Origin of the sequence: Streptomyces africanus (assembly GCF_030816955.1) — a bacterium.
GTDB lineage: Bacteria > Actinomycetota > Actinomycetes > Streptomycetales > Streptomycetaceae > Streptomyces > Streptomyces africanus.
In genome coordinates this window covers 2,584,259-2,607,634 of the sequence record NZ_JAUSYP010000001.1, presented here as the reverse complement: position 1 = coordinate 2,607,634, position 23,376 = coordinate 2,584,259, and the positions used below count along the sequence as shown (strand labels likewise).

At 71.8% G+C, this 23,376-nt stretch carries 21 protein-coding genes; 6 read left to right on the top strand and 15 right to left on the bottom strand.

The window, feature by feature from the left end; genetic code table 11:
• Nucleotides 1–97: 97 nt before the first annotated feature.
• Both QF034_RS12125 and QF034_RS12120 read right to left on the bottom strand, forming a co-directional pair.
• On the bottom strand, nucleotides 98–1,102 hold the full coding sequence (locus QF034_RS12125; protein ID WP_307174952.1) for a zinc-dependent alcohol dehydrogenase: 1,005 nt from the start codon (nucleotides 1,100–1,102) through the stop codon (nucleotides 98–100).
• Between the two features lie 61 nt (nucleotides 1,103–1,163).
• Nucleotides 1,164–2,327 carry a mandelate racemase/muconate lactonizing enzyme family protein gene (locus tag QF034_RS12120; protein WP_086564197.1) on the bottom strand — a complete coding sequence of 388 codons (1,164 nt, stop codon included), beginning with the start codon at nucleotides 2,325–2,327 and terminating at the stop codon, nucleotides 1,164–1,166.
• 241 nt (nucleotides 2,328–2,568) lie between these two features.
• Between QF034_RS12120 and QF034_RS41730 the strand changes: the two genes are divergently transcribed.
• A complete protein-coding gene (locus tag QF034_RS41730; protein WP_442480573.1) occupies nucleotides 2,569–3,330 on the top strand; it encodes an SCO2400 family protein in 762 nt (253 codons plus the stop codon).
• A 154-nt stretch (nucleotides 3,331–3,484) separates the two neighbouring features.
• On the opposite strand, the gene QF034_RS12115 is transcribed toward QF034_RS41730, so the two are convergent.
• The gene (locus QF034_RS12115) at nucleotides 3,485–3,931 is read right to left on the bottom strand and encodes a MarR family winged helix-turn-helix transcriptional regulator (protein ID WP_307174951.1); all 447 of its coding nucleotides are present in this window, start codon (nucleotides 3,929–3,931) and stop codon (nucleotides 3,485–3,487) included.
• Nucleotides 3,932–4,048: 117 nt separating this feature from the next.
• Between QF034_RS12115 and QF034_RS12110 the strand changes: the two genes are divergently transcribed.
• Nucleotides 4,049–5,071, top strand: a complete 1,023-nt coding sequence (locus tag QF034_RS12110) for an NADP-dependent oxidoreductase (RefSeq protein ID WP_307174950.1) — start codon at nucleotides 4,049–4,051, stop codon at nucleotides 5,069–5,071.
• Nucleotides 5,072–5,160: 89 nt separating this feature from the next.
• On the opposite strand, the gene QF034_RS12105 is transcribed toward QF034_RS12110, so the two are convergent.
• On the bottom strand, nucleotides 5,161–6,306 hold the full coding sequence (locus QF034_RS12105; RefSeq protein ID WP_307174949.1) for a serine hydrolase domain-containing protein: 1,146 nt from the start codon (nucleotides 6,304–6,306) through the stop codon (nucleotides 5,161–5,163).
• Complete coding sequence (locus QF034_RS12100; RefSeq protein WP_307174948.1) at nucleotides 6,303–8,876, bottom strand: M14 family zinc carboxypeptidase; 2,574 nt, start codon at nucleotides 8,874–8,876, stop codon at nucleotides 6,303–6,305. The genes QF034_RS12105 and QF034_RS12100 overlap by 4 nt, the downstream gene beginning before the upstream one ends.
• A gap of 143 nt (nucleotides 8,877–9,019) precedes the next feature.
• On the opposite strand from QF034_RS12100, the gene QF034_RS12095 reads away from it, so the two are divergent.
• Nucleotides 9,020–9,847 carry an EI24 domain-containing protein gene (locus tag QF034_RS12095; protein WP_307174947.1) on the top strand — a complete coding sequence of 276 codons (828 nt, stop codon included), beginning with the start codon at nucleotides 9,020–9,022 and terminating at the stop codon, nucleotides 9,845–9,847.
• On the opposite strand, the gene QF034_RS12090 is transcribed toward QF034_RS12095, so the two are convergent.
• A complete protein-coding gene (locus tag QF034_RS12090) occupies nucleotides 9,798–11,030 on the bottom strand; it encodes a pyroglutamyl-peptidase I (protein ID WP_307174946.1) in 1,233 nt (410 codons plus the stop codon). The two genes, QF034_RS12095 and QF034_RS12090, sit on opposite strands and share 50 nt — an antisense overlap.
• A 95-nt stretch (nucleotides 11,031–11,125) precedes the next feature.
• Nucleotides 11,126–12,064: a LysR family transcriptional regulator gene (locus QF034_RS12085; protein ID WP_307174945.1), complete on the bottom strand. Its 939-nt coding sequence runs from the start codon at nucleotides 12,062–12,064 to the stop codon at nucleotides 11,126–11,128.
• 50 nt (nucleotides 12,065–12,114) lie between these two features.
• On the opposite strand from QF034_RS12085, the gene QF034_RS12080 reads away from it, so the two are divergent.
• Nucleotides 12,115–12,501 (top strand): RidA family protein, encoded by a 387-nt coding sequence (locus QF034_RS12080; RefSeq protein ID WP_307174944.1) that lies wholly within the window; start codon nucleotides 12,115–12,117, stop codon nucleotides 12,499–12,501.
• A gap of 1 nt (nucleotide 12,502) precedes the next feature.
• Here the strand turns inward: QF034_RS12080 and QF034_RS12075 are convergent, their stop codons facing one another.
• Nucleotides 12,503–13,084: a TetR/AcrR family transcriptional regulator gene (locus tag QF034_RS12075; RefSeq protein WP_307174943.1), complete on the bottom strand. Its 582-nt coding sequence runs from the start codon at nucleotides 13,082–13,084 to the stop codon at nucleotides 12,503–12,505.
• Nucleotides 13,085–13,148: 64 nt separating this feature from the next.
• Between QF034_RS12075 and QF034_RS12070 the strand changes: the two genes are divergently transcribed.
• Nucleotides 13,149–15,629, top strand: coding sequence for a glycoside hydrolase family 3 protein (locus QF034_RS12070; RefSeq protein WP_307174942.1), 2,481 nt, complete (start codon nucleotides 13,149–13,151; stop codon nucleotides 15,627–15,629).
• Nucleotides 15,630–15,716: 87 nt separating this feature from the next.
• Here the strand turns inward: QF034_RS12070 and QF034_RS12065 are convergent, their stop codons facing one another.
• A complete protein-coding gene (locus QF034_RS12065) occupies nucleotides 15,717–16,688 on the bottom strand; it encodes an aldose epimerase family protein (protein WP_307174941.1) in 972 nt (323 codons plus the stop codon).
• 27 nt (nucleotides 16,689–16,715) lie between these two features.
• Nucleotides 16,716–17,603, bottom strand: coding sequence for an SGNH/GDSL hydrolase family protein (locus QF034_RS12060; RefSeq protein WP_307174940.1), 888 nt, complete (start codon nucleotides 17,601–17,603; stop codon nucleotides 16,716–16,718).
• A 259-nt stretch (nucleotides 17,604–17,862) separates the two neighbouring features.
• Here QF034_RS12060 and QF034_RS12055 point away from each other — a divergent pair, with 259 nt between their 5' ends.
• The gene (locus QF034_RS12055) at nucleotides 17,863–18,357 is read left to right on the top strand and encodes a DUF3145 domain-containing protein (protein ID WP_010048534.1); all 495 of its coding nucleotides are present in this window, start codon (nucleotides 17,863–17,865) and stop codon (nucleotides 18,355–18,357) included.
• Between the two features lie 78 nt (nucleotides 18,358–18,435).
• Here QF034_RS12055 and fabF read toward each other — a convergent pair whose 3' ends face one another.
• The 5 genes from fabF to fasR form a co-directional block, all read right to left on the bottom strand.
• A complete protein-coding gene (gene fabF, locus QF034_RS12050; protein ID WP_307174939.1) occupies nucleotides 18,436–19,707 on the bottom strand; it encodes a beta-ketoacyl-ACP synthase II in 1,272 nt (423 codons plus the stop codon).
• A gap of 86 nt (nucleotides 19,708–19,793) precedes the next feature.
• Complete coding sequence (locus QF034_RS12045) at nucleotides 19,794–20,042, bottom strand: acyl carrier protein (protein WP_003989952.1); 249 nt, start codon at nucleotides 20,040–20,042, stop codon at nucleotides 19,794–19,796.
• A gap of 81 nt (nucleotides 20,043–20,123) precedes the next feature.
• Nucleotides 20,124–21,125 carry a ketoacyl-ACP synthase III gene (locus tag QF034_RS12040; protein WP_307174938.1) on the bottom strand — a complete coding sequence of 334 codons (1,002 nt, stop codon included), beginning with the start codon at nucleotides 21,123–21,125 and terminating at the stop codon, nucleotides 20,124–20,126.
• Nucleotides 21,126–21,140: 15 nt separating this feature from the next.
• Nucleotides 21,141–22,076 (bottom strand): ACP S-malonyltransferase, encoded by a 936-nt coding sequence (locus tag QF034_RS12035; RefSeq protein ID WP_307174937.1) that lies wholly within the window; start codon nucleotides 22,074–22,076, stop codon nucleotides 21,141–21,143.
• 89 nt (nucleotides 22,077–22,165) lie between these two features.
• On the bottom strand, nucleotides 22,166–23,371 hold the full coding sequence (gene fasR / locus QF034_RS12030; RefSeq protein WP_307174936.1) for a fatty acid biosynthesis transcriptional regulator FasR: 1,206 nt from the start codon (nucleotides 23,369–23,371) through the stop codon (nucleotides 22,166–22,168).
• Nucleotides 23,372–23,376 lie beyond the last annotated feature (5 nt).

Below are 23,376 nucleotides of genomic sequence, written 5' to 3'. Positions count from 1 at the left end.
CCGTCTGGCAGACGGGAATGTGACACCAGGGCCTTACGGCAAGGCTGGGTGTACGCCGGTACGGGAGCCGTCAGGTTGCCCCCGTACCGGCGTACGTCTAGGGGCGGAGCAACACCTTGCCCACCTTCGGATCGCCGGCTCCCACCAGCTCGATGGCCTGCGAGAACTCGGCGAGCGGCAGCTCGTGCGTCACCAGCGGCAGCGGGTCGAGCAGCCCGGCGGCGAACACCCGCACCGTGTGCGCCCAGGCGTCCGGCGGAGCACCGAAGACGGTGTGCACCTCCAGCTGCCGTACGACGAGGTCGGTCGGGTCGAGACCGGCGGCGCCCGGCGCCGGGATGCCCGTCAGGACCAGCCGGCCGCCGCGCCGGAGCAGGGCGGCGGAGATCCGGGCGGCGTCCGCGGACCCGGCCGTCTCGATCACCACGTCGAAGTCGTCCGGGAGGTCCTCGTCCTTCGTCCGGAAGTCCGTCGCGCCGTACTGCCGCGACAGCGCCTCACGGTCCTGGCGGGTGCCGACGACCAGCAGCTCGGCCGGCGAGTTCGCCTTCAGGAACTGCACGGCGAACATGCCGAGCGTGCCCGTGCCGACCACGGCGACGCGCTCGCCGGGCTGGGCGTTCCCCTTCAGCGCGGCCGCCGCGATACAGGCGGCCGGCTCCAGGAGCGCCGCGGCCGTGAGGTCGCAGTCGTCCGGGAGGGCGTGCAGGAGACGGGCGGGGAGCGTCAGCGTGGCCGCCATCGCGCCCGGCTGCGTGAACCCGGTCTCCTCGTAACCGGCCGTGCACAGGGTCGTGTCGCCCGCGTGGCAGCGGTCGCAGACCTGGCAGTTGCGGAAGCCCTCACCGACGACCTTGCGGCCCACGAGGGACTCGGGGACACCGGCGCCCACGGCCTCGACGGTCCCGGACCACTCGTGGCCCGGGGTGAGCGGGTAGCGGACGTAACCCTCGGGGCGGTTGCCCTGGTAGACCTCGCGGTCGCTGCCGCAGATCCCGGAGGCGTGGACGCGCACCAGCGCCTCGCCGGCCCCGGGCCGCCGGGGCTCGTGCGGGACCAGGCGGTGCTCGCCCGGGGCGTCGATCACAACCGCGGTGCTCACGTCGCTCCTGAGGTTTTCGAAGGTTTCGGTCGCCGGCTTCGGGTTTCGGAGGCCGGGACGGTCACTGGGTGCCCTTGGGCTTGCGCTGCTCCCAGCCGTCCGCCCAGAGGTCGAAGCGGGCCTGCTGCTGCGGGAACTCGGCGGCGGCGTCGACGTCGAGCTCCACGCCGAGACCCGGGGCGTCGGAGAGGTGGAAGCAGCCGTCCTCCGGGTTGACCTGCGGGGCGCCCTTGACCACCTTCTTGATCTCCGCGTCCGCGAAGTCGTTGAAGTGCTCCAGGATCTTGAAGTTCGGGGAGGTGAAGCCGACCTGGAGGGAGGCGGCGGTCAGGACCGAGCCGCCGACGTTGTGCGGGGCCACCAGCATGTAGTGGGTCTCGGCCGTCGCCGCGAGCTTCCTGGTCTCCCAGATTCCACCGATATGGCCGACGTCCGGCTGGATGATGTCCACGGCCTGGCTCTCGAACAGCTCGCGGAACTCGATCCGGTCGTGGATGCGCTCACCGGTGGCGACCGGCATGTCGACCTTGGCGGCGACCTTCTCCAGGGCCTTGAGGTTCTCCGGCGGGACCGGCTCCTCCAGCCACGCCGGCTTGAACGGTGCGAGCTCCTTGGCCAGGCGCACGGCCGTGGCGGGGGAGAAGCGGCCGTGCATCTCCAGCATCAGCTCGGCCTCGGGGCCGATGGCGTCCCGGACGGCCTCGATCAGGGAGACGGCGTACAGGGTCTGCTCGTGGTCCAGCTCGAAGTGGCCGGTGCCGAAGGGGTCGATCTTGAGCGCCCGGTAGCCGCGCTCCATGACCCCCTGGGCCGCCTTGTGGTACGCCTCCGGGGTGCGCTCCGTGGTGTACCAGCCGTTGGCGTACGCCTTGACCTTGTCGGTGACCTTGCCGCCCAGCAGCTGCCAGACGGGGACGCCGAGGGCCTTGCCCTTGATGTCCCAGCACGCCATCTCGATCACGGCGATGCCGGACATCACGATCTCGCCGGCGCGGCCGTAGTCGCCGTACTTCATCCGCTTGACGAGGTCCTCGACAGCGAAGGGGTCGGAGCCGAGAATGTGGTTGACCTCAGCCTCCTTCAGGTAGCCGAGGAGGGCGTCGGTGTGTCCCAGCATCCGGGTCTCGCCGACTCCGGTGATTCCCTCGTCGGTGTGCACCTGGACGTACGTCAGGTTGCGCCACGGCGTCCCGACCACGTGTGTGCTGATTCCGGTGATGCGCACGGCGGTTTTCCCTCGCAGCTTCGTCGGCTTGGTTCTGTCAGTCGCTCAGTTCGACGTGTTCGAGATTTCGACACACGTTCGAAATGCTGACGTGACAGTAAAGACGGGGCGGTGGGAGTGTCAATGGGTCGCGCGCATAACGGTTTCGACAGTTTCGAACCATGGGGGCGGCGTGTCCCTACAGAACCTTCACAGCTGGATCTAGGAACGTGACCGGCGCGGAACTTAATCTTCCCGCGTCATGGACTACTGCGACCCGTGCCGACGGCACCTCAACGGCGCGCTGGCCTGCCCGGGCTGCGGCACCTCAGCCGATGCGCTGCGCTGGCGTGAGCCGGAGTACGGCGGGTATGACGCCGTTCCCGAGGACGGGGAGGGCGTGCGCGACGACTCGGACGGGTCGGACGGGTCGGACAGTGGGCACGAGGATGACGGTGAGCCGTTGGGGCGGGCTGCCCGGCGGCGCGGACGTGGACCGGTCGGTGCGGTTCCGAGTGGTGCGACGAGCCGGCGGGACCGGAAGGCAGCGGCGCATCGCCGACGGCGGCGGCGGACGCTGTTCGTCGCGGCGGGGTTCGTGCTGGCGGCGGGCGGACTGAGCCTCGCGGAGCTCGGCATGGACGCCCCCAAGTCGACGCCGAAGCCGGCGGCGGCGGGGGATGAGTCGGCGGACGGCGAGGCGTCGACGGAGGCGGGTGAGACGGGCGGCCCGGGTGCGGGGACTGTGGCTGACAGAGTGTCAGGATCCCCTTCGCCCAGCGTGTCCGACTCTCCGTCGGCTTCCAGGTCTCCGAAGCCCGGCAAGTCCAAGGATGCGAAGGACGACGAGACGCCGAAGGATCCCGACTCGACCTCGGCGGACACGTCTCCCAGCCGCCCCGCATCGGCCCCGACGACCGCCCAGCCGGCCCCGACTCGAACTCCGGACCCGACGCCTCCGCCTCCGGAGCCGGAGCCGTCCCCCACGAAGACCTGCAACCGCTTCCTGTGGTGGTGTGCGTAGCGCCCGCACCCATCTGCGGGCAGTCGTGCCTCTCCCAGTGCCTTAAGGGCCTGGGAGGTGCCCCCAGGGCGCCACGGGTGGGCGCAGCGGCACCCCGCTCCGCCGGGTTGCGGACCCGCCCGGCCTCAGCCGCTACGCCGAGCACCCGCAAAACTCAGCCCAGCATCCCCCGCAACGCATCCCGCAGAGCCACCCTCTCCCCCTCGGAAAGCCCGGCCAGCGGCTCCCGGGCGAACCGCAGCGACTCCCGCAGACTCCGCGCCACCCGCCGCCCCTCACGCGTCGCCGCCGCCACCTTCACCCTCCGGTCCGTGGGATCCGGCTGCCGCTCCACCAGCCCCCGTGCCTCCAGCCGGTCCACGATCCCCGTGACATTCGACGGCTCGCACTTCAGTCGCTGCGCAAGTCTCCGCATCGGCAGCGGCTCAAGGCACAGCAGGCTCAGCAACCGCGCCTGCGCCCCGGTCAGCGCATGTTCCGCCGCCGCCTCCTCGTAGTCCTCGTGGAACCGCGCCACGACCTCCCCGATGAGCTCGACGACCTCAAGGGTCAGCGGATCAGGGCGGTGGCTGTTCTGGGAGGTGGATGTGGTGGAGGCCATGAAATCGAGGGTACCCGGTTATTTGACAACCTGAAATTTTCAGGAGCATGGTTGTTTCAGGTACTGAAACATTCTCATCGGGCCAACGGGCCAACCGAGTCAGTGGAAAGGCGCATCATGTCCGACACCTCCGCCCTCCCCGCCGTCAGCCGCGAGTGGCACCTGGTCAGCCGCCCCGTCGGCTGGCCGAAGCCCGAGGACTTCGCCTTCGTCGAGGCGGAGCTCCCGCAGCCGGGTGAGGGACAGGTTCTCGTGCGGAACAAGTACCTCTCCGTGGACCCGTACATGCGCGGCCGGATGAGCGACGCGAAGTCCTACGTCGCCCCGTTCGAGCTCGGCAAGGTCATGCAGGGCGGTGCGGTAGGCGAGGTCGTGGCCTCCAACGCGGAGGGGCTGGCCGTGGGCGATCACGTGCTGCACTTCCTCGGATGGCGCGAGTACGCCGCCGTGACCGCGAAGAGCGCCGTGAAGGTGGACCCGGACGCCGCGCCGCTGTCGACGTACCTCGGCGTGCTGGGCATGACCGGCCTCACCGCCTACGCGGGGCTGCTGCGCACCGCCGCCTTCAAGGAGGGCGACACCGTCTTCGTGTCCGGTGCCGCCGGCGCCGTGGGCGGCCAGGTCGGGCAGCTCGCCAAGCTGAAGGGCGCCTCGCGGGTCATCGGGTCCGCCGGGTCGGCGGAGAAGGTGAAGCTGCTCGTCGACGAGTACGGCTTCGACGCCGCCTTCAACTACAAGGACGGCCCCGTGGGCAAGCAGCTGCGCGCCGCGGCTCCCGACGGGATCGACGTGTACTTCGACAATGTCGGTGGTGACCACCTGGAGGCCGCCATCGGGTCCCTCAACGAGGGCGGGCGGATCGCCGTCTGCGGGATGATCTCCGTGTACAACAACACCGAGCCCGCCCCGGGCCCGAGGAACCTCGCCCGCCTGATCCAGACCCGCGGCCGTATCGAGGGCTTCCTGGTCGGTGACCACTACGACCTTCAGCCGCAGTTCGTGCAGGAGGTCGCCCCCTGGGTCGCCTCCGGTGAGCTGAAGTACCGGGAGACCGTCGTCGAGGGCATCGAGAACAACCTCGAGGCGTTCCTGGGTGTGCTGCGCGGCGACAACACCGGAAAGATGATCGTCAAGCTCTGACACACGTGACGCTGGTCTGACCCCGGTCGTTGCGTACGCGGGGGCCGCACCCTTGGACGTGGGGTGCGGCCTCCGCCCGTGCCCGGGCCTCAGAGCGCGAGCGCCGCCGTGTGGATCGCCTGCGCCAGGCGGTCGTTCTCCGGGGCCGCGCCGCCTGGGAAGGGGAAACGGCGGCGTGTGTAGCCGTACGCCAGGCCGCTCCACGGGTCCGCGAAGGCCTGTGAGCCGCCCGCGCCGCTGTGCCCGATCGTCCCGGCGCCGAGGAACGGGTGCGCCACGTCGGCCGTCATCTGGAAGCCGAGCCCGAACGCCCTGTGGGCACGTGACACCAGGTCGTAGCCGACCGAGTGGATCTGGCCGAACTCCGCCACCGTGTCCGGCTTCAGCAGCGGCGCCTGCTCGCCCACCTCGCTGATCGCCGCCGCGTACATCCCGGCCAGGCCCCGCGCGGACGCCACCCCGCCAACCGAGGCCGGGCCCTTGGCGCGCACCAGCGGCATGTTGGGCAGCGAGGCGAGGTCGGTCGGTTCCGCGGCGTTGCGGTTGAAGGCGATCGAGGCGAGCGTGTGCGGACCCGTGGGCGTGGCGTCGAGGAGGGCCTGCTGGTCCGGGGTCGGGGCCATCGGCTGGGTGGTGCGGAAGCGCGGCTCGTGGGGCGCGGGCAGGCCGAGGTGGAAGTCCAGGGCGTACGGGGTGCGGATCCGCTCCTGGTAGACATCCTGGAGCGTGCGGCCCGTGGCGCGGCGCACGACCTCGCCGACCAGGGCGCCGCTGACCATCGCGTGGTAGCCGAACGCCGTGCCGGGGCGCCAGAACGGCCGCTGGTCCGCGAGGCGTTCGGCGAGCTGGCGGTCGTCGGCCAGCTCCGCGAGGGTGAAGCCGGTGTCCGTGCCGACCACACCCGCCCGGTGCGCGAGCAGATCGCGCAGGGTCAGGGCGCCCTTGCCCTCGGCCGAGAACTCCGGCCAGTAGTACGTCACTTTGCGGTCCAGTTCGAGCGTGCCGTCCTGGACGAGGAGGGCCACGACCAGGTAGGCGGCGCCCTTGGTGGACGAGAACACGCCGTAGAGGGCGTCCGCGTCGGTCCCCGCCCACAGGTCGACGACCCTGCGACCGTGGACGTAGGCGCACAGCTGGCCCTCGTAGTCGGGGCGCTCCCCGGCCACGAACGCGGCGAACTCCTCGCGCACCCCCTCGAAGCCGTCGGCCACCGTGCCGTGGATCTCCTGCGTCATCCGCTCTCCTCAACTGAACCGCTGTGTGCCACTGTGAACAATGCCCTCGCCACCTGCGGGAATTCCCCCTTGGGATGGTCTCGGAAAAGTGGTTCGGTGCCGAACAGGACCGTCCGTCCGCCGCTGACCACCGAGGCCTGTCCCGCTGCCGCCGCGGGACCGCCGGTGCCGTCCCGCAGCGGGCGCCAGTGTCCGGAGACGAGCGAATTCCCGGTCGCGTACGACTGTTCCACGCGCACGTCGGGGCCGAGGCCGGTGAACCACAGCGGGGCGTAGACGAAGGCGTGCGCCGGAGCGCCGTGCGTGACGCGGCCGGTGTTCTCCGTCCGTACGACGCCGTTCGCGTCCGTGTTGCCCTCGACCGGCGTCACGGCCAGCCGGCCCGCCGCCGCGTTCAGGGCCGCTCCCGTCGCGCCCCGGCCGACCAGGCCGTGGTCGTCCAGGAAGGCGTCGAGGGCCCCGCGGGCCGGGGCGGTCAGGGCGGCGTGGTCCAGGCCGGCGGACACGAACAGCACGTCCGTGCCGGACCAGTCGAAGCCCGCGTTCAGAACCGCCGTCGAGACCGGCGTGACGTCGAAGTTCATCTCCCGCAGGGCAAACAGCTCACCCGGCGTGACGGCGGCGGCGACCCGGAGGCGGTGCAGGGGCGTGCCGCCGGTGAGCCGTGTGGCCGCGAAGGAGACGTCGTGCGTACGGGCGGCCGCGACCGCCGCGCGGCGGGCCGACGCCGGGACGATCGCGCTGCCGTCCGGCCCCTGGCGTACCGGAACCCCCTGCTGCAGAAGGGAGTTGAGGGCCGCGACCTCGCGCGGGTCGGTCAGCCGCAGGCGCAGGTTGCCGTGAACGGGCACCCGGGCGACCGGCGCGGCCCCGGTGACCGGGCGCAGGGGAGCGCCCCGCAGGGTGCCCGACGGCACCCGCTCGACCGTGGCGCCCCACAGGCGGCCCAGGCTCCAGCCCGAGATGTCGTACATCACCGACACCTTGCCGCTGATGTCCCGGCCGTCGGCCAGCAGCACGTTCGCCATGCCGCGCTTGGGCTGGTGCAGGTCGACGACGTACGAGCCCTCGGGATACGTCCGTCCGGCGAGCCGGAAGGGGCGCATGGCGCGGGTGACACGGACGTCGTTGGCGAGGAGGTGGTCGACGAGGCGGGCCGCTGCCGGGGCCGAGCGCTGGGCGCGGGAGCCGCCGGGCGGGATGACGTAGGCGCGCGGGAACGTGGTCGTGTAGACGTCCTCCGGGCCGATGCCGGGGACGCCGGGGACCGTCTCCGGTGACACCGGTACCTGCGGGGCGCCGGCCGCGCCACGGCGGAAGACCTCGATCTGGTCGGCGACGAGCGTGGTGCGCTGCTCCCGGACGTGGTTCAGGGTCGCGCGGATCGCCGCGCCCGCCACGGCCGTGTTGACCGCCGAGCGGCGGCGCAGCTCCGGGACGGGCAGTTCGTCGTACTCCTCGTTGTTCACCGCCAGCGGGATCTCCACCGTGTGCGCGGCGACCGTGCCGTGGAAGGCCGCGTACTGCGGGGTGAAGATCGGCGGCCAGTCGTCCCAGCCCTCCTCCTGGTCGCGGAACGGGATCTGGGCCGGTTCGACGCCGTCCTTCGCGGGCGTGTAGCCGAGGGCGTTGACGGCGGACTCCATGCCGAGGGCGTTGGCGTAGCTGTTCTTCAGGAACAGGTCGTACTCGTAGTTCTCGCCGTGCGGGGGAGTGGTGGGCTCGATGAGGGTGCCGTTCACGTAGCCGTGCAGGTCGAGCAGGACCGCCGGCTGCGTGTCGAGCTCGATCCGCCGCATCGCGCGGGTCTCGGGCTGGGAGGCGGTGACGAAGTCGCGGTTCAGGTCGAAGCCGTTCGCGTTGGCGCGGGTGCCGGCGATCCGGCCGTCCGGGTTGGCCGTGATGTTGAAGTACAGGCGGCTGTGGGCGAGGAGGTCGCGGGTCTTGGCGTCCTTGGCGGTCGCGAGCTGCTCGACGATCTTCAGGGAGGCGTCCGTGCCCTCCCACTCGTTGCCGTGGATGTTGCTGTTGACGAAGACCGGGGTCTTGTAACCGCGCTTGATCTCATGGGACTTGGCGGCCGTCGCGGGCGCGTTCTCGATCAGCTCGCGCATGCGCTCCTGGGCGCGGGCCTGTCGGGTGGTCTCCGGGGCGGTGACGGTGACGAGGTAGAGGCGGTGGCCACCGGCCGAACGGCCGGTCACCTCCACGCTGACCCGGTCGCCGAGACGTTGCAGGGCGTTCAGCCTCGGGGCGATCGCGTGGTACGGGGTGAGGCCCAGCTTCAGTGACTTGTCCCCGGGGTTCTCCGGGTCGGGGGAGAGGACCTGGCGGCGCGGGTAGCCGCGGGTGGCCGTGCCGGTGGAGGTCTCTTCGGGAGCGGCCAGGGCCCGCCGGGCCGCGCTCGCGGGAGCCTCGGCCGCCCGGTCGTCCACGGCAGCGCTCTCGCGGGTGACGGGCTTCGGGTCCGCGCCGGCGGAATCGGGGCCGAGCAGGAGCGAACCCGCCGTGGCGAGGGTGAGGGTGACGATCAGTACAGGTCTCGCAGGAACGGTTCTCGTGGTGCGCACGCGTACCTCCTCCGGGGCTTCCTGAGATCGGTACGGGGAGGTGTACCGGTTCGACTCAACGGCAACAAGGCCGCCTTGGTGTCACCGGTGACCCGTACGGCCCTGTCGGGGAGTGGCTTGGCCTGCCCCGATAGGGTTTTCCCATGAGCGATCTCGGGGTGGGTTTCCGATACCTGCTGAAGGGCCAGCGGTGGGTGGCCCGGCACGGCAAGCAGTACGGCTTCGGGCTGCTCCCGGGCCTGATCACCCTCGTCCTGTACGCGGCGGCGCTCGTTGCTTCGGCGCTGTGGGGCGAGGACGCCGTCGCCTGGGCCACCCCGTTCGCCGACGACTGGTCGAGCCCGTGGCTCGGGCTCTTCCGCGGCTTCCTGACCGCCGTGCTGTTCGCCCTCGCCCTGCTCCTCGCCGTCGTGACGTTCACCGCGGTGACCCTGCTGATCGGGCAGCCCTTCTACGAGAACCTCTCCGAGAAGGTCGACCGGGACGTGTCCCCGGACGGCCACGCCCCCGAGTCCGGCCTGCCGCTCTGGCGGGAGTTGTGGATCTCCGCCCGGGACAGCCTGCGGATCGTCGTCCGGGCCGCCCTGTGGGGCGTGCTGCTGTTCGCGTGCGGTTTCATCCCCGTCGTCGGCCAGACGGCCGTACCGGTGATCGGGTTCTTCGTCACCGGGTTCTTCCTCACCGAGGAACTGACCGCCGTCGCCCTCCAGCGCCGCGGCGTCGAACTGCGCACCCGCCTCGGCCTGCTCCGCTCCCGCAAGACCCTCGTCTGGGGCTTCGGCACGCCGCTGGCCGTGGCCTTCCTGGTCCCGTTCGTCGCGGTGTTCCTGATGCCGGGCGCGGTCGCCGGCGCCACCCTCATGGCGCGTGACCTGCTGGGCGAGGAGATCCGGGAGGACGGCGCGGAGGGCGACGGGGCCGTCACGACTCCTCCGCAGCCACCCTCAGGATCGTCCTCACCTGCGCGATGATGTCCAGCCGGTTCCGCACGAACTCCGGGTCGGTGACCTCGGTGGTGTTCCCGGCGCCGAACTGGAGCACGGGCGTGTGCACATGCCCGCCCGGCAGCCTGTCGTGCAGTCCCAGCCGGTCCCGCAGCAGCGTCGCCCGGTAGGCGATCTCGTTGGAGAGGTAGTCACCGCCGCCGCCTTCCCGGGCGGTCGAGCCGGGCGTCGGCCCGTCCGGGCGGACGACGGGCTCCGTGCCGCCCGCCGGGATCTCCGTGACGCCGGTGTTGTCGTACACCGGGAAACGGCCGGTGTCCGCGGCGACGATCGCCCGGTACGGCAGCGTGGTCGTCGTCCACTGCGGCTGCGAGGCCGGGTCGGTGACGGGGATGGTCTCCGTGCGGCCGATGGTGTCGTTGTCGGCGAAGCCGCCCCGCCAGGCCCCGTTGGTCCGCTCGACGTCGAACCGTCCGACCCGGCCCTGGCTCACGGTCGTGAACAGGTCGACCTCCGGCAGATACGGCCGCAGCGTCCGCTCCACGGTGCCCTGCGTGAAGTCCCGCCAGCGCACCGGGAACACGGCCGTCTCGATCCGGGCCGGGCCGTCCGCCGTCTCGATCACGGTGCCGTCGAGGGCGAGCGCGGTGGCGCCGGACGGGTTGGAGATACGGATGTCCCGGTCCAGGGTGAACGGGTCGAAGCCGGTGACCAGGATCCGCTTCAGGGCCTTGCCGTGCGGGTAGCCGATGGCCGTCTGACCGCGTGAGGTGCGCTCCAGTTCGTCCAGCAGCGCGGCCCGCTGCCCGTCCGTCAGGCCGAACTCCGGATCCCAGGTGCGCACTTCACGCGTCATGCCGAGCCGCGCCCAGTACAGCGGCCGGTCGTCGTCCCGGCTGAGGTCCCCGCCCGCCGGACCACGCCCCTGCGCCCGGTCGACGGCCCGCCGCCACAGCTCCGTTCCCTCGCGTACGACGGCCCGGCGTGCCTGCGCATAGGAACGGGCCTCGTCCAGGGCCCGGGCGAACCTCGGGGCGACGGTGTCGAATCCGGAGCGACGCAGGATCTCCTGCGGGACGGCTCGGTCGAGCCGCCGCTCCTCGACGGTGGGGGAGGGGGCCGCCTCGGCGGCGCTCGCGGCCGTCGGGGTGGCCAGGCCGGTCAGCAGGGCAAGCCCGAGGACGCCGAGGCGAACGCGTATGGACTTCAAGGGGGTTCAGGCCTTCCGTCACGGTGGGGGTGCTGCGTGGTGCCGGACGGCGGCAGTATCGCGTGACGGCTGGGGCCCGCGCCATGGGGCGGGGCTCAGGCGGGGATCTTCGCCGCCGCCTCCCGCAGCGCGTCGAGGAAGGCCACGGCCGCAGGGGTCAGGGACCGCCCCCGCACGGTCGCCGCGTACACCGCCCGGGCCGGGGCGCCCTCGTCGAGCACCCGCAGCAGCCTGATGTCCGGACGGACGGCCCCGGCGGCGAGCGCCGGCACGAGCGTCACACCGAGCCCGGCGGCGACGTAGCCCTGCTTGGCGGTCCATTCGCCGACGACGTGGGCGACACGCGGGCAAAAGCCCTGGCGCAGGGCCGCGTCCAGGAGGGTGCCCTCGGGACGCGCGCTGCCGCAGATCCAGTCGGCGTCGGCGAACCGGCCGAGCGGCACCGGGCCCTCGTGACCGGCGAGCGGATGCCCGGCGGGGACGGCGACGTACAGCGGCTCGTCGAGGAGGTGGTGCAGCGCGTACGCGTCCAGCGGGGCGCGGCCCGTCGTGGACACGATCGCCAGGTCCAGGTGACCGGCCGTCAGCCGGTCCAGCAGAGCGGGGGTGAAGCCCTCCTCGCGGATGACGCGGACCCGGGGGTGGCGGGCGCGGAAACGGGCCAGGGCGTGCGGCACCAGGGCCGCGTCGGCGGTGGCGAAGGCGCCGAACCGGAGCCGTCCGCCGGCCGCCTCGCGCAGGGTGTCGAGGTCGCGCCGGGCGTCGTGCAGCGCGGTGGTGACCGTCTCGGCGTAGGGCACCAGGAGCCGCCCCGCCTCCGTCAGCCGCACCCCGCGCGGCAGCCGGTCGAAGAGCGGGCCGCCGCCCAACGCGGTTTCCAACGAGGCCACTTGGCGGGACACCGCCGACTGCGTCCAGCCGAGCGTTCGTGCGGCCCCGGTGAACGAGCCGTGCCGGGCGACCTCCAGGAAGGCCCGCAGCCAGACGGTGGAGAGGTCGGGTGTCGCGCCATGCGTGTACGGCATGGCGGCCATGCTAGACATTCGCTTGTCGCATCATCCGCACCCCGCCTAGCGTCGACGTCATGCAGATCACGCTGGACAACCCCGCCTCCGCACCGCAGCCGCTCAGCCCGTACTACTCCCAGGTCGCCCGCGTCGAACACCCCGACGGCAGCGCCCTGTTGTTCGTCTCCGGCCAGATCGCCGAGGGCGACACCCTCGCCGAGCAGACCCGGGGCGTCTTCCAGACCCTCGCCGCGCTGCTGGAGGCACACGGCGCCACCCTGGCGGACGTGATCAGCATCCGCACGTACCTGACCGACATCTCGAAGCTGGACGAATACGGCACCGTGCGACGGCGGTTCCTCACCGGCACCCCGCCGACCAGCATGACCTTCGAGGTCTCCCGGCTCTTCCGCCCGGAGGCCCTCGTCGAGGTGGAGGTCGTGGCGGCCGTCCCCGGCCGCTAGGTCAGTCCTCGTTCTCGCCGAGCAGGGTCAGGAAGTCACGGAACGCGGACGCCATGTCGACCGACTCCGGGTCCAGCAGCCACTGGTACTGCAGCCCGTCCAGGACCGCCACGAGGAGGGGTGCGGCGCGCTCGGGGGTGAGGCCGCTGGGCAGCCGGTCACCGTACTCGGCGCGCAGCACCTCGGCCATGCCCTCACGCACCCCGACGTAGCGCTCCGTGAAGTACGTCCGCGCCGGATGCCCTTCCGTGACGCTCTCGCCGAGCAGCGCCGAGAAGGTCTGGATGAGGGCGGGCCGCATCGCGTTGTACTCGACGAGCGAGGCCAGCAGGTCCAGCCGCAGCCGCCCCGCGGGCATCGCGTCCCAGCGGTCCCGGTCCTGGAGCACCGCGACCAGCAGTGCCTCCTTGGTCGGGAAGTGGTGCAGCAGCCCCTGCTGGGTGAGCCCGACCCGCTCGGCGACCGCGGCCAGGCTCGCCCCCCGGTAGCCGCGCTCGGCGATCACCTCCAGAGCGGCCCGCACGATCTCAGCGCGCCGCTCCTCGCTCCTCGTCCTGGCCGTCATGGCGTCACCGTACGACATGTCGAACCGCTCATCATCACGAGGAGGTAACGAAACCTACCGCATCACAGGGAACCCGGGCACGATGGTGACATCCAGCGGCTTTCGACGTGGAGGTGCCGACGTGGCGGAGACAGCAGAAGTACGGCGCGAGGCGGCGGTCGAGGCGGCCCTCGGCAAGCTCGACCTGGACGCCAAGACACGGCTGCTGGCCGGCCAGGACATGTGGAGCCTGCCCGCCCTGCCCGAAGCGGGACTGGCCTCACTGGTCATGTCCGACGGCCCGATCGGCGTCCGCGGGGTGCACTGGAGCGCCGACGACCCGTCCGTCGCCCTGCCCTCACCGACCGCCCTCGCCGCCACCTGGGACCCGGGGCTCGCCCACCGGGCCGGCGTGCTGCTGGCGCAGGAGGCCCGCCGCAAGGGCGTCCACGTCCTGCTCGCCCCCACGGTCAACCTGCACCGCTCCCCGCTCGGCGGCCGCCACTTCGAGGCCTACAGCGAGGATCCGTACCTCACGGGACGGATCGGCGCCGCGTACGTCCGGGGCGTCCAGTCCGGCGGCGTCGGCACCACCGTCAAGCACTTCGTCGCCAACGACGCCGAGACCGACCGCCTCACCGTGAACAACCTCGTCAGCGAACGCGCCCTGCGCGAGGTGTACCTGGCCCCCTTCGAGGCGATCGTCGAGAACGCCCACCCCTGGGGCATCATGACCGCCTACAACACGGTCAACGGCACGACGATGACCGAGCACCACTACCTGGTCAACGAGGTCCTGCGCGGCGAGTGGGGCTTCGACGGGATCAACGTCTCCGACTGGACCGCCGCCCGCTCCACCACCGGCGCCCTCGCCGGCGGCCTCGACATCGCCATGCCCGGCCCGCAGACCGTCTACGGCGAGGCCCTCGCCCAGGCCGTACGGGACGGCGAGGCCGACGAGACCCAGGTCGACGAGGCCGTCCGCCGGGTCCTGCGCCTCGCCGCCCGGGTCGGCGTCCTGGAGGGCGCCGAACCGGCCGTCACCGACCTGCCCGAGCCCGTCCACGGCGAGTCGCTCGCCCGCGAGATCGCCCGCCGCTCCTTCGTCCTCGTCCGCAACGACAGCGGCGCGCTGCCGCTGAAGCCCGGCAGGGTCGCGCTGATCGGCGCCGCCGCCCGCGACGCCCGCGTCCTCGGCGGCGGCTCCGCCACCGTCTTCCCCGCCCGGACCGTCTCCCCGCTCGACGGCCTCACCGCCGCCCTCCCCGACGGCAGCCTCACCTACGCCCTCGGCGCCGACCCGAACACCGAACTCCCCGTCGCCGACCAGGGCTTCGAGCTGCGCGCCGTGTGCCGCGACAGCGAGGGCACCGTCATCGGCACCCGCTCGACCGCCGGCGGCCACATCCAGTGGATGGGCGACGACCTCCCCGACGGCGTCACCCACGACACCCTGGCGACCGTCGAGCTGACGGGCACCTTCACCCCGCGCGAGACCGGCACCCACACCTTCGGCTTCAAGGGCCTCGGCCCCTTCCGGCTGACCGTCGCGGGCACCACGTACTTCGACGACGTCCAGCGCCCCGCCGAGGACGGCGACCCCTTCGCGGCGTTCTTCGGATCCCCGGTGCCCCACGCCCGGGTCGACCTGACCACGGGCGAACCGGTCGAGGTCTCCCTGACCTACACCGTCCCGCCGCCCAGCGACCACCCCATGCGGACCATCGGCTTCACCCTCGCCCACCAGGACCCGCAGCGCGACCCCGACGAGCTGATCGCCGAGGCCGCCGCGGCCGCCCGGGCCGCCGACACGGCGGTCGTCGTGGTCGCCACCACCGACCGCGTCGAGTCGGAGGGCTTCGACCGCACGGACCTGCGCCTGCCCGGCCGCCAGGACGACCTGGTCCGCGCCGTCGCCGCCGCCAACCCGAACACCGTCGTGGTCGTCAACTCCGGCTCCCCGGTGGAGATGCCGTGGCGCGAGGACGTCGCCGCCGTGCTCCTCACCTGGTTCCCCGGCCAGGAGGGCGGCGCGGCCCTCGCCGACGTGCTCACCGGCGCCCACGAGCCCGGCGGCCGGCTGCCCACCACCTGGGGCTCCCTGACCGACGCCCCGGTCACCCAGGTCGTCCCGGAGGGTGGCGAACTCCCCTACGACGAGGGCGTCTTCATCGGCTACCGCGCCTGGGAGAAGCAGGGCCGCACCCCCGCCTACCCCTTCGGCCACGGCCTCGGCTACACCGACTGGACCTACGAGTCGGTCGAGGTCGAAGGCGCCGCCGACACCACCACCGCGAAGGTCCGCCTCCGCAACACCGGCGACCGCCCCGGCCACGAGGTCGTCCAGCTCTACCTCGCCCCGGGCGAGCCCGACCCCGCCCGTCCGGCCCGCTGGCTGGCCGGTTTCGCGAGCGTGGACGCGGGACCCGGCGAGAGCGTCGAGGCGACCGTCGAACTGCCGCGCCGGGCCTTCGAGATCTGGGACGAGACGACCATGTCGTGGTCGTGTGTGAAGGGTTCGTACGAGATCCAGGTCGGACGCTCGATCACGGACCGCAGGATCACCGCGACGATTAACGTCTGATCCGGGACAAGTTCCCCACAGAGCAGCCCCGGTCCGGGACCTGACCCCTGGACCGGGGCTCGTGGTCTCTCAAGAGCCCCGACACCCCTAGCGGATGCCGAACCCGTACACCGTCTCCGACCGGTACACCCCGCCCGGTCGCAGCACCGTGCCCGGGAACTCCGGCCGGTTCGGGGAGTCGGGGAAGTGCTGGGTCTCCAGCGCGATGCCGTCGCCCGGCGCGAAGGGCTCCCCCAGATGGTCGGCGGTGTACAGCTGGAGTCCGGGCTCGGTGGTCGCCACCGTCAGCACCCGCCCGGACGCCGGGTCGTGCAGCTCCGCGACCTGTTCCGGAACGTCCGTCACACCCTTGTCGAGCACGAAGTTGTGGTCGTAGCCGGCGCCGACCTTGCGCGCCTCGCGGAAGTCGAAGCGCGTGCCGGTCACGTCGGCCAGGCTGCCGGTCGGGATCAGATCCGCGTCCACCGGCGTGTACCGGGAGGCGGCGAGCCGCAGCTCGTGACCGCCCGCGTCACCGGAACCGGCCAGGTTGAAGTAGCTGTGGTTCGTCAGGTTCACCACGGTCGGTGCGTCCGTCACCGCCTCGTACGCGATCCGCAGCGCCCCGCTCTCCTGGAGCGTGTACGTCGCCGAGACCTCCAGCCGTCCCGGGAAGCCCTCCTCCCCGTGCGGACTGACCCGCGCGAGCCGCACACCGTGCTCGACGGGCGTCCCCTCCCACACCCGCTTGTCGAAGCCCCGCACGCCGCCGTGCAGCGCGTTCGGCCCGTTGTTCGGTTCGAGCGCGTACGTCCGTCCGTCCAGCGGGAAGCGGGCCCCGGCGATCCGGTTGGCGTACCGCCCGACCAGGGCGCCGAGATACGGCTCCGGGTGCGTGAGATAGCCGTCGAGGCCGGGGAACCCCAGCACCACGTCCCCGGCCTGGCCGTCCCGGTCCGGCACCTCGACGGACTGCACGATTCCGCCGTACGACAGGATCCGCACCCGGACGCCCGCCCGCTCCAGGGTCCAGCGGTGCACCGGCGTGCCGTCGGAAAGTGTGCCGAAGAGTTCGTTCATGTGCGGAACTCTAAGTCAGGCCCCGGGTCAGGGCCGCTCCGCCGTGACGGTCCGGTAGGCGATCTCCGCCAACCGGGCCTGTCCGTTCACGCTCGGGTGGAAGTAGTCCCAGCGGCTCAACTGGGTGGTGCCGAAGCGGTAGTCGTACACCGCGCCCCCGTCGTAGCGGCACCGCTTGTCCTTGGCGCAGACGTCCTTCAGGACCTTGTTGTAGTCCTCCACCCGCTTCTGCACCGTGTTCCGCCGCAGGTTCGCCGTCGCGTCCACGGCGTCCGCGTCACCCAGCATCGACGGGCAGATGCCCAGCTGCCAGACCTGCTTGCCCAGCGGGCTGGTGCGCCCCTGCGACCACAGCCGCTTCAGGTTCGGCACGCTGGCCACGAACACCTGTGCCTTGGGCAGTGCCTTGCGCAGCGAACTCATCGAGTCCTCGAAGTCGGCGCGGAACTCGGTGACCGGGGTCATCGCCGAGGGCGTGGCCCGACAGGCGTCGTTGGCCCCCACCATCACCGTCACCAGCTGTGGCTTGCGCCGCACGGCCCGGTCGATCTGCCCGGGCAGGTCCGCCATCCGCGCCCCGGTCACGGCGTAGTTCCAGCTCCGCTGCGCGGCCCCCGTCCGCCCCAGCAGCCGGACGGCGAGGGAGTCGACCTCGGGGCTCGCACCGGTCGCCCAGGACGCCTCCGGGCAGTCCGACAGCACGTCACAGGCGTCGAAACCCCGGGTGATGGAGTCGCCCACGGCCGCGACGGAACTCGGGCTGCGGTCCCAGAGGGGCGTGGGCCTGGGCGACGGCTTGGCCGGATCGGACGGGGCGGGGGAGTCGCCCCCGACGGCGTCACACCCGGCGGCCCCCAGGGCGGCCGCCACGAGCACGGCAAGAACGACGCGCGAGCGTTGGCTTCGCTTCCACATCCCTGGTCCGTCCCCTCGCCGCGCCGTGCCTGTCTCCCCAACCCATAACAACGCACGAGGGTTCCCGGCCGATCAGGTGCAACGGCTCACACCCGTACAAGCGTCCCCCTGGGTGAATGGCGGGCGTTTCCCGGCACCGGGACCGACCGTACGTCACACTCCTTGCGTCACCGCACGGTAGCCTCGCCATCAACGTGACCCGCCCGGTCACAGCCGTTCCGTCCGTTTCCAAGATGTCCCGCTCTGCCCGGAGGTTCCGGTGACGACACGTGGAGTTCTGTACGTGCACTCGGCGCCGCGCGCGCTGTGCCCGCACGTCGAGTGGGCCGTCGCCGGGGTGCTCGGTACGCGCGTCAGCCTGGACTGGATCCGTCAGCCCGCCGCCCCGGGCACCTGGCGCTCGGAGTTCTCCTGGCAGGGCCAGGCCGGCACGGCGTCCAAGCTCGCCTCCGCGCTCCGCGGCTGGCACCTGCTCCGCTTCGAGGTCACGGCGGAACCCTGCCCCACGGCCGAGGGCGAACGCTACAGCTGCACGCCCGACCTGGGCATCTTCCACGCCGTCACCGGCATCCACGGCGACATCCTCATCCCCGAGGACCGCCTGCGCGCGGCGCTGCAACGCAGCCAGCGCGGGGAGACGGACCTGGAGGCCGAGCTCAACAAACTCCTGGGCAAGCCCTGGGACGACGAACTGGAGCCGTTCCGCTACGCAGGAGAGGGCGCCCCGGTCCGCTGGCTCCACCAGGTGGTGTGACTTCTTTTCAGCATGCGTGAAGGGCCCTCACCGCTCGGTGAGGGCCCTTCATGTCGTACGGGTGGAGAGCAGGTTTTCTCAAACCGTCCGGAACGCCAGCACCACGTTGTGCCCACCGAACCCGAACGAGTCGTTCAACGCGGCGATACGCCCGTCGACCGGCAGCTTTCGGGCCTCACCCCGCACCACGTCCGCGTTCGCCTCGGCCTCGGGGTCGAGGTTCTCCACGTTGATCGTCGGCGGAGCCACCCGGTGGTACAGCGCGAGCACGGTCGCCACCGTCTCGACACCACCCGCACCACCGAGCAGATGCCCGGTCATCGACTTCGTCGCGGACACCGCGATGTGGTCGGTGTCGTCACCGAACACCTTCCGCAGCGCCTTCAGCTCGGCGATGTCACCGGCCGGCGTCGACGTCGCGTGCGCGTTGACGTGCACGATCTCCGCCGGATCCAGGTCGGTGCGCTCCAGCAGGTTCTGCAGGGCCTGCGAGATGCCCCGTCCCTCCGGCTCCGGCTGCACGATGTCGTGGCTGTCGGCGGAGATGCCCTGCCCGACCGCCTCGGCGTACACCCGGGCCCCGCGCTTGGCGGCGTGCTCGGCGGACTCCAGGACGACGACACCGGCGCCCTCGCCGAGGACGAAGCCGTCGCGGGCCATGTCGTAGGGACGCGACGCGCCCTGCGGGTCGTCGTTGTTCTTGGACATCGCCATCATGTTGCCGAACGCGGCGATGGGCAGCGGGTGGATCGCCGCCTCCGTACCACCGGCGACGACGACGTCGGCACGGCCGGTGCGGATCATCTCGATGGCGTAGCCGATGGCCTCGGCGCCCGAGGCGCAGGCGGAGACCGGCGTGTGCACGCCCGCCCGGGCGCCCACGGCCAAGCCGACGTTGGCGGACGGGCCGTTGGGCATCAGCATGGGCACGGTGTGCGGGGAGACGCGGCGGACGCCCTTCTCCTTGAGCACGTCGTACTGGTCGAGGAGTGTCGTCACGCCGCCGATGCCGGAGGCGATGACCGCGCCGAGCCGGTCCGGGTCGACGGCCGGGTCCTCGCCGGCCTTCGCCTCGAAACCGGCGTCCGCCCACGCCTCCTTGGCCGCGACCAGCGCGAACTGCGCCGAGCGGTCGAGGCGGCGGGCCTGCGGCCGCGGGATGACCTCGGTCGGTTCCACGGCGACGGGCGCCGCGATCTTGACGGCCTGGTCGGCCGCCCAGTCCTGCTCCAGGGGCTTGACGCCGGAACGTCCGGCGACCAGGCCCTCCCAGGTAGAGGCTACGTCGCCACCCAGCGGTGTGGTTGCGCCGATACCGGTGACGACCACGGTGCGATTGGTCGAGCTCACGGGAATTCTTTCTCCAACGGATCCGAGGATTAAGCGGCGCCACCGCCGGGTGGCGGGGCAGTCAGCCCGAAGGCCTGATCGACCGATCAGCCCTGGTGCTTGAGGATGTAGTCGGTCGCGTCGCCGACGGTCTTGAGGTTCTTGACGTCCTCGTCCGGGATCTTGACGTCGAAGCGCTCTTCGGCGGCGACGACGACCTCGACCATGGACAGCGAGTCGACGTCCAGGTCGTCGGTGAAGGACTTGTCCAGCTGGACGTCCTCAACCGGGATGCCGGCGATCTCGTTCACGATCTCGGCGAGACCGGCGACGATCTCTTCCTGAGTGGCGGCCATGTCGGCGCTCCTTCGTAGATGTTCCAGAGGGTGTGGCAGGTGTTTCTCCTGTACCGGACCGCATGATCCGGCACAGCGTGCCTAGGGGAGGGTAACGACAGTCGCGGCGTAGACGAGACCCGCCCCGAAGCCGATGACGAGCGCGGTGTCGCCGCTCTTCGCCTCGCCGGTCGCCAGGAGCCGCTCCATCGCGAGCGGAATCGAGGCGGCCGAGGTGTTGCCGGTGGTGCGGATGTCACGGGCGACCGTGACGTGCTCCGGCAGTTTCAGTGTCTTCACCATCGAGTCGATGATCCGCACGTTGGCCTGGTGCGGGATGAAGACGTCCAGGTCGTCCACGGTGATCCCGGCCGCGTCCAGCGCCTGCTGGGCGACCTTCGCCATCTCGAACACGGCCCAGCGGAACACCGCCTGGCCTTCCTGGGTGATCGCGGGGAACTTCTCGACCGTCCCGTCGCGGTAGTCCGTCCACGGCACGGTCTGCTTGATGGTGTCGGACTTGTCACCCTCCGAACCCCACACGGTCGGGCCGATCGCGGGCTCCGGGGACGGGCCGACCACGACCGCGCCGGCACCGTCGCCGAACAGGAAGGCCGTCGCGCGGTCCTCCAGGTCGGTCAGGTCGCTCAGCCGCTCGACGCCGATCACCAGGACGTACTCGGCCGAGCCCTCGACGATCATGCCCTTGGCGAGCGTGAGGCCGTAGCCGAAGCCCGCGCAGCCCGCCGAGATGTCGAAGGCGGCGGCCTTGGCGGTGCCCAGCTTGTCGGCGATCTCGGTGGCGACGGCCGGGGTCTGCTTGAAGTGCGAGACGGTCGAGACGATGACGCCGCCGATCTGCTCGGCGGAGATGCCCGCGTCCGCGATGGCCTTGCCGGAGGCCTCCAGCGACATCGCGGCGACGGTCTCCTCGTCGGAGGCCCAGTGCCGGGTCTCGATGCCGGAGCGCGAGCGGATCCACTCGTCGGAGGACTCGATCGTCTCCAGGATCACCTCGTTCGGCACGACCCGGGTCGGGCGGTAGCCGCCGACGCCGAGGATCCGCGCGTACGGGGCGCCCTTGCTGGGCTTGATCTTCGCCATGCTCTCGGGCTCCTTCTAGGCACTCTGCTCGGCGATGAGCTCGCGAGCCGCGTCGAGGTCGGCGGGGGACTTCAGGGCCAGCGTCTTCACCCCGGGCAGGGCGCGCTTGGCGAGGCCGGTGAGGGTCCCGCCGGGGCACACCTCGATCAGGGCCGTGACACCGAGCTCCTTGAAGGTCTCCATGCACAGGTCCCAGCGGACCGGGTTGGCGACCTGGCCGACCAGACGCTCCAGCACCTCGGTGCCGGCGGCGACGGCCTGCCCGTCCTTGTTGGAGACGTAGGTGACCTTCGGGTCACCGGTGCCCCGGGCCTCGGCGGCGGCCTTCGCCAGCGTCTCGACCGCGGGGGCCATGTGGTGCGTGTGGAACGCGCCAGCGACCTTCAGCGCGACGACCTTGCGCACGCCCTCGGGCTTGTCCGCCTCCAGCGCGGCGAGCTGCTCCTTGGTGCCGGCCGCGACGATCTGGCCCGCGCCGTTGATGTTCGCCGGGGTCAGGCCCAGCTTCTCCAGGTGCGGAACCGTCACTTCGGGGTCGCCGCCCAGCAGCGCGGCCATGCCCGTCTCCGTGACGGCGGCGGCCGTGGCCATGGCGAGCCCGCGGGTGCGGACCAGACGGAGCGCCTCCTCGTGGGGGAGCACTCCGACGAGCGAGGCCGCGGTGAACTCACCGACGCTGTGACCGGCGATGGCGCCGACCTTCCGCGGGAGGTCGGCCGGGTCGTCGAACAGCATCGACGCGGACGCCAGTCCGGCCGCGACCAGCAGCGGCTGCGCCACCGCGGTGTCGCGGATCTCCTCCGCGTCGGCCTCGGTGCCGTAACGGATCAGGTCGAGTCCCGCGGCGTCCGACCAGGCCTCGAGGGCACCGCGGACACCGGGGAAGTCGAGCCATGCAGACAGGAAGCCGGGCGTCTGGGCGCCCTGGCCGGGAGCGACGAGTACGAGCACTCTCACACTCTCTCTTGGGGACGGGCACGGCCGCCCGTGGGGACAGGGACGAAGAACACGAGGGGGTTTTGTCGAGCCCCGACAAAACCTTAGGGCTGGAGATCTCCATCGACCAGACGCCCCAGGATCAGCGCGATCCGCAGGGTGAACGCAGAGCGTACATCGGAGGGTGACCAGCCGGTGACGTCAGTCACACGTCGAAGCCGGTAGCGGACGGTGTTGGGATGGACGAACAGCATCCGGGCGGCGCCTTCGAGACTGCTCGCCTGTTCGAGATAGACGCTGAGGGTTTCCAGGAGCGCGGCCCCGGCCTCCTCCAGCGGTCTGTAGATCTCCTCCACCAGTTGGTCGCGGGCCGAGGGGTCACCGGCCATCGCCCGCTCCGGGAGCAGGTCGTCCGCCAGCACCGGGCGCGGGGCGTCCTGCCAGGCAGAACACGCCTTGAGGCCCGCCGCCGCGGCCTGCGCGGACCGGGTCGCGGCCTGGAGGTCGGGCACCACCGGGCCCGCCACGACCGGCCCGGCCGCGAACGGGCCGATGAGCGACTTGGCGACGGCCAGCGGGTTGTCGCTGCCGCCCGCGATGACGACCAGCCGGTCGCCGAGCACCCCGGTGAGCACCTGGAGTTTGGCGTGCCGGGCCGCACGCCGTATGGCCTCGACGGTCAGCTCGCTGTCCCCGTCGGGCGCGGTGCCGAGCACGACGCATACGTGCTCGGGCGAGTTCCACCCGAGGGCGGCGGCCCGGGACACGGCGCCCTCGTCGGCCTCGCCGCTGAGCACGGCGTTCACGACCAGGGACTCCAGGCGGGCGTCCCAGGCGCCGCGTGCCTCGGCGGCCTGCGCGTACACCTGGGCGGTCGCGAAGGCGATCTCGCGGGCGTACACGAGCAGGGCCTCGCGCAGCACCCGCTCGTCGCCCGGGGCCGCGACCTCGTCGATCGCGGACTCCATGACCTCGATGGTGGTGCGCACCATCTCCACGGTCTGGCGCAGCGTGATCGCCCGGGTCAGCTCGCGCGGCGCGGTTCCGAACACGTCGGTGGAGATGGCCTGCGGGGCGTCCGGATGCCGGAACCACTCGGTGAAGGCGGCGATACCCGCCTGCGCGACCAGACCGATCCAGGAACGGTTCTCCGGGGGCATGGCCCGGTACCAGGGCAGCGTCTCGTCCATCCGCGTGATCGCCTGCGCGGCGAGCGATCCGGACGACTTCTCCAGCCGCTTCAGCGTCGCGGCGTGCGGATGGACGTCATGGGCTGCGGCCTGGCTCTTGCTGGTTTCGGGTTCGGGCACGGGAC

Coding starts and splice junctions, on each gene's coding strand:
- QF034_RS12115 (WP_307174951.1), bottom strand. CDS start 3,931: ATGGCCTCCACCACATCCACCTCCCAGAACAGCCACCGCCCTGATCCG.
- QF034_RS12045 (WP_003989952.1), bottom strand. CDS start 20,042: ATGGCCGCCACTCAGGAAGAGATCGTCGCCGGTCTCGCCGAGATCGTG.
- QF034_RS12040 (WP_307174938.1), bottom strand. CDS start 21,125: ATGGCGAAGATCAAGCCCAGCAAGGGCGCCCCGTACGCGCGGATCCTC.
- QF034_RS12075 (WP_307174943.1), bottom strand. CDS start 13,084: ATGTCGTACGGTGACGCCATGACGGCCAGGACGAGGAGCGAGGAGCGG.
- QF034_RS12105 (WP_307174949.1), bottom strand. CDS start 6,306: ATGACGCAGGAGATCCACGGCACGGTGGCCGACGGCTTCGAGGGGGTG.
- QF034_RS12065 (WP_307174941.1), bottom strand. CDS start 16,688: ATGAACGAACTCTTCGGCACACTTTCCGACGGCACGCCGGTGCACCGC.
- QF034_RS12060 (WP_307174940.1), bottom strand. CDS start 17,603: ATGTGGAAGCGAAGCCAACGCTCGCGCGTCGTTCTTGCCGTGCTCGTG.
- QF034_RS12095 (WP_307174947.1), top strand. CDS start 9,020: ATGAGCGATCTCGGGGTGGGTTTCCGATACCTGCTGAAGGGCCAGCGG.
- QF034_RS12110 (WP_307174950.1), top strand. CDS start 4,049: ATGTCCGACACCTCCGCCCTCCCCGCCGTCAGCCGCGAGTGGCACCTG.
- QF034_RS12070 (WP_307174942.1), top strand. CDS start 13,149: ATGGTGACATCCAGCGGCTTTCGACGTGGAGGTGCCGACGTGGCGGAG.
- QF034_RS12085 (WP_307174945.1), bottom strand. CDS start 12,064: ATGGCCGCCATGCCGTACACGCATGGCGCGACACCCGACCTCTCCACC.
- QF034_RS41730 (WP_442480573.1), top strand. CDS start 2,569: ATGGACTACTGCGACCCGTGCCGACGGCACCTCAACGGCGCGCTGGCC.
- QF034_RS12080 (WP_307174944.1), top strand. CDS start 12,115: ATGCAGATCACGCTGGACAACCCCGCCTCCGCACCGCAGCCGCTCAGC.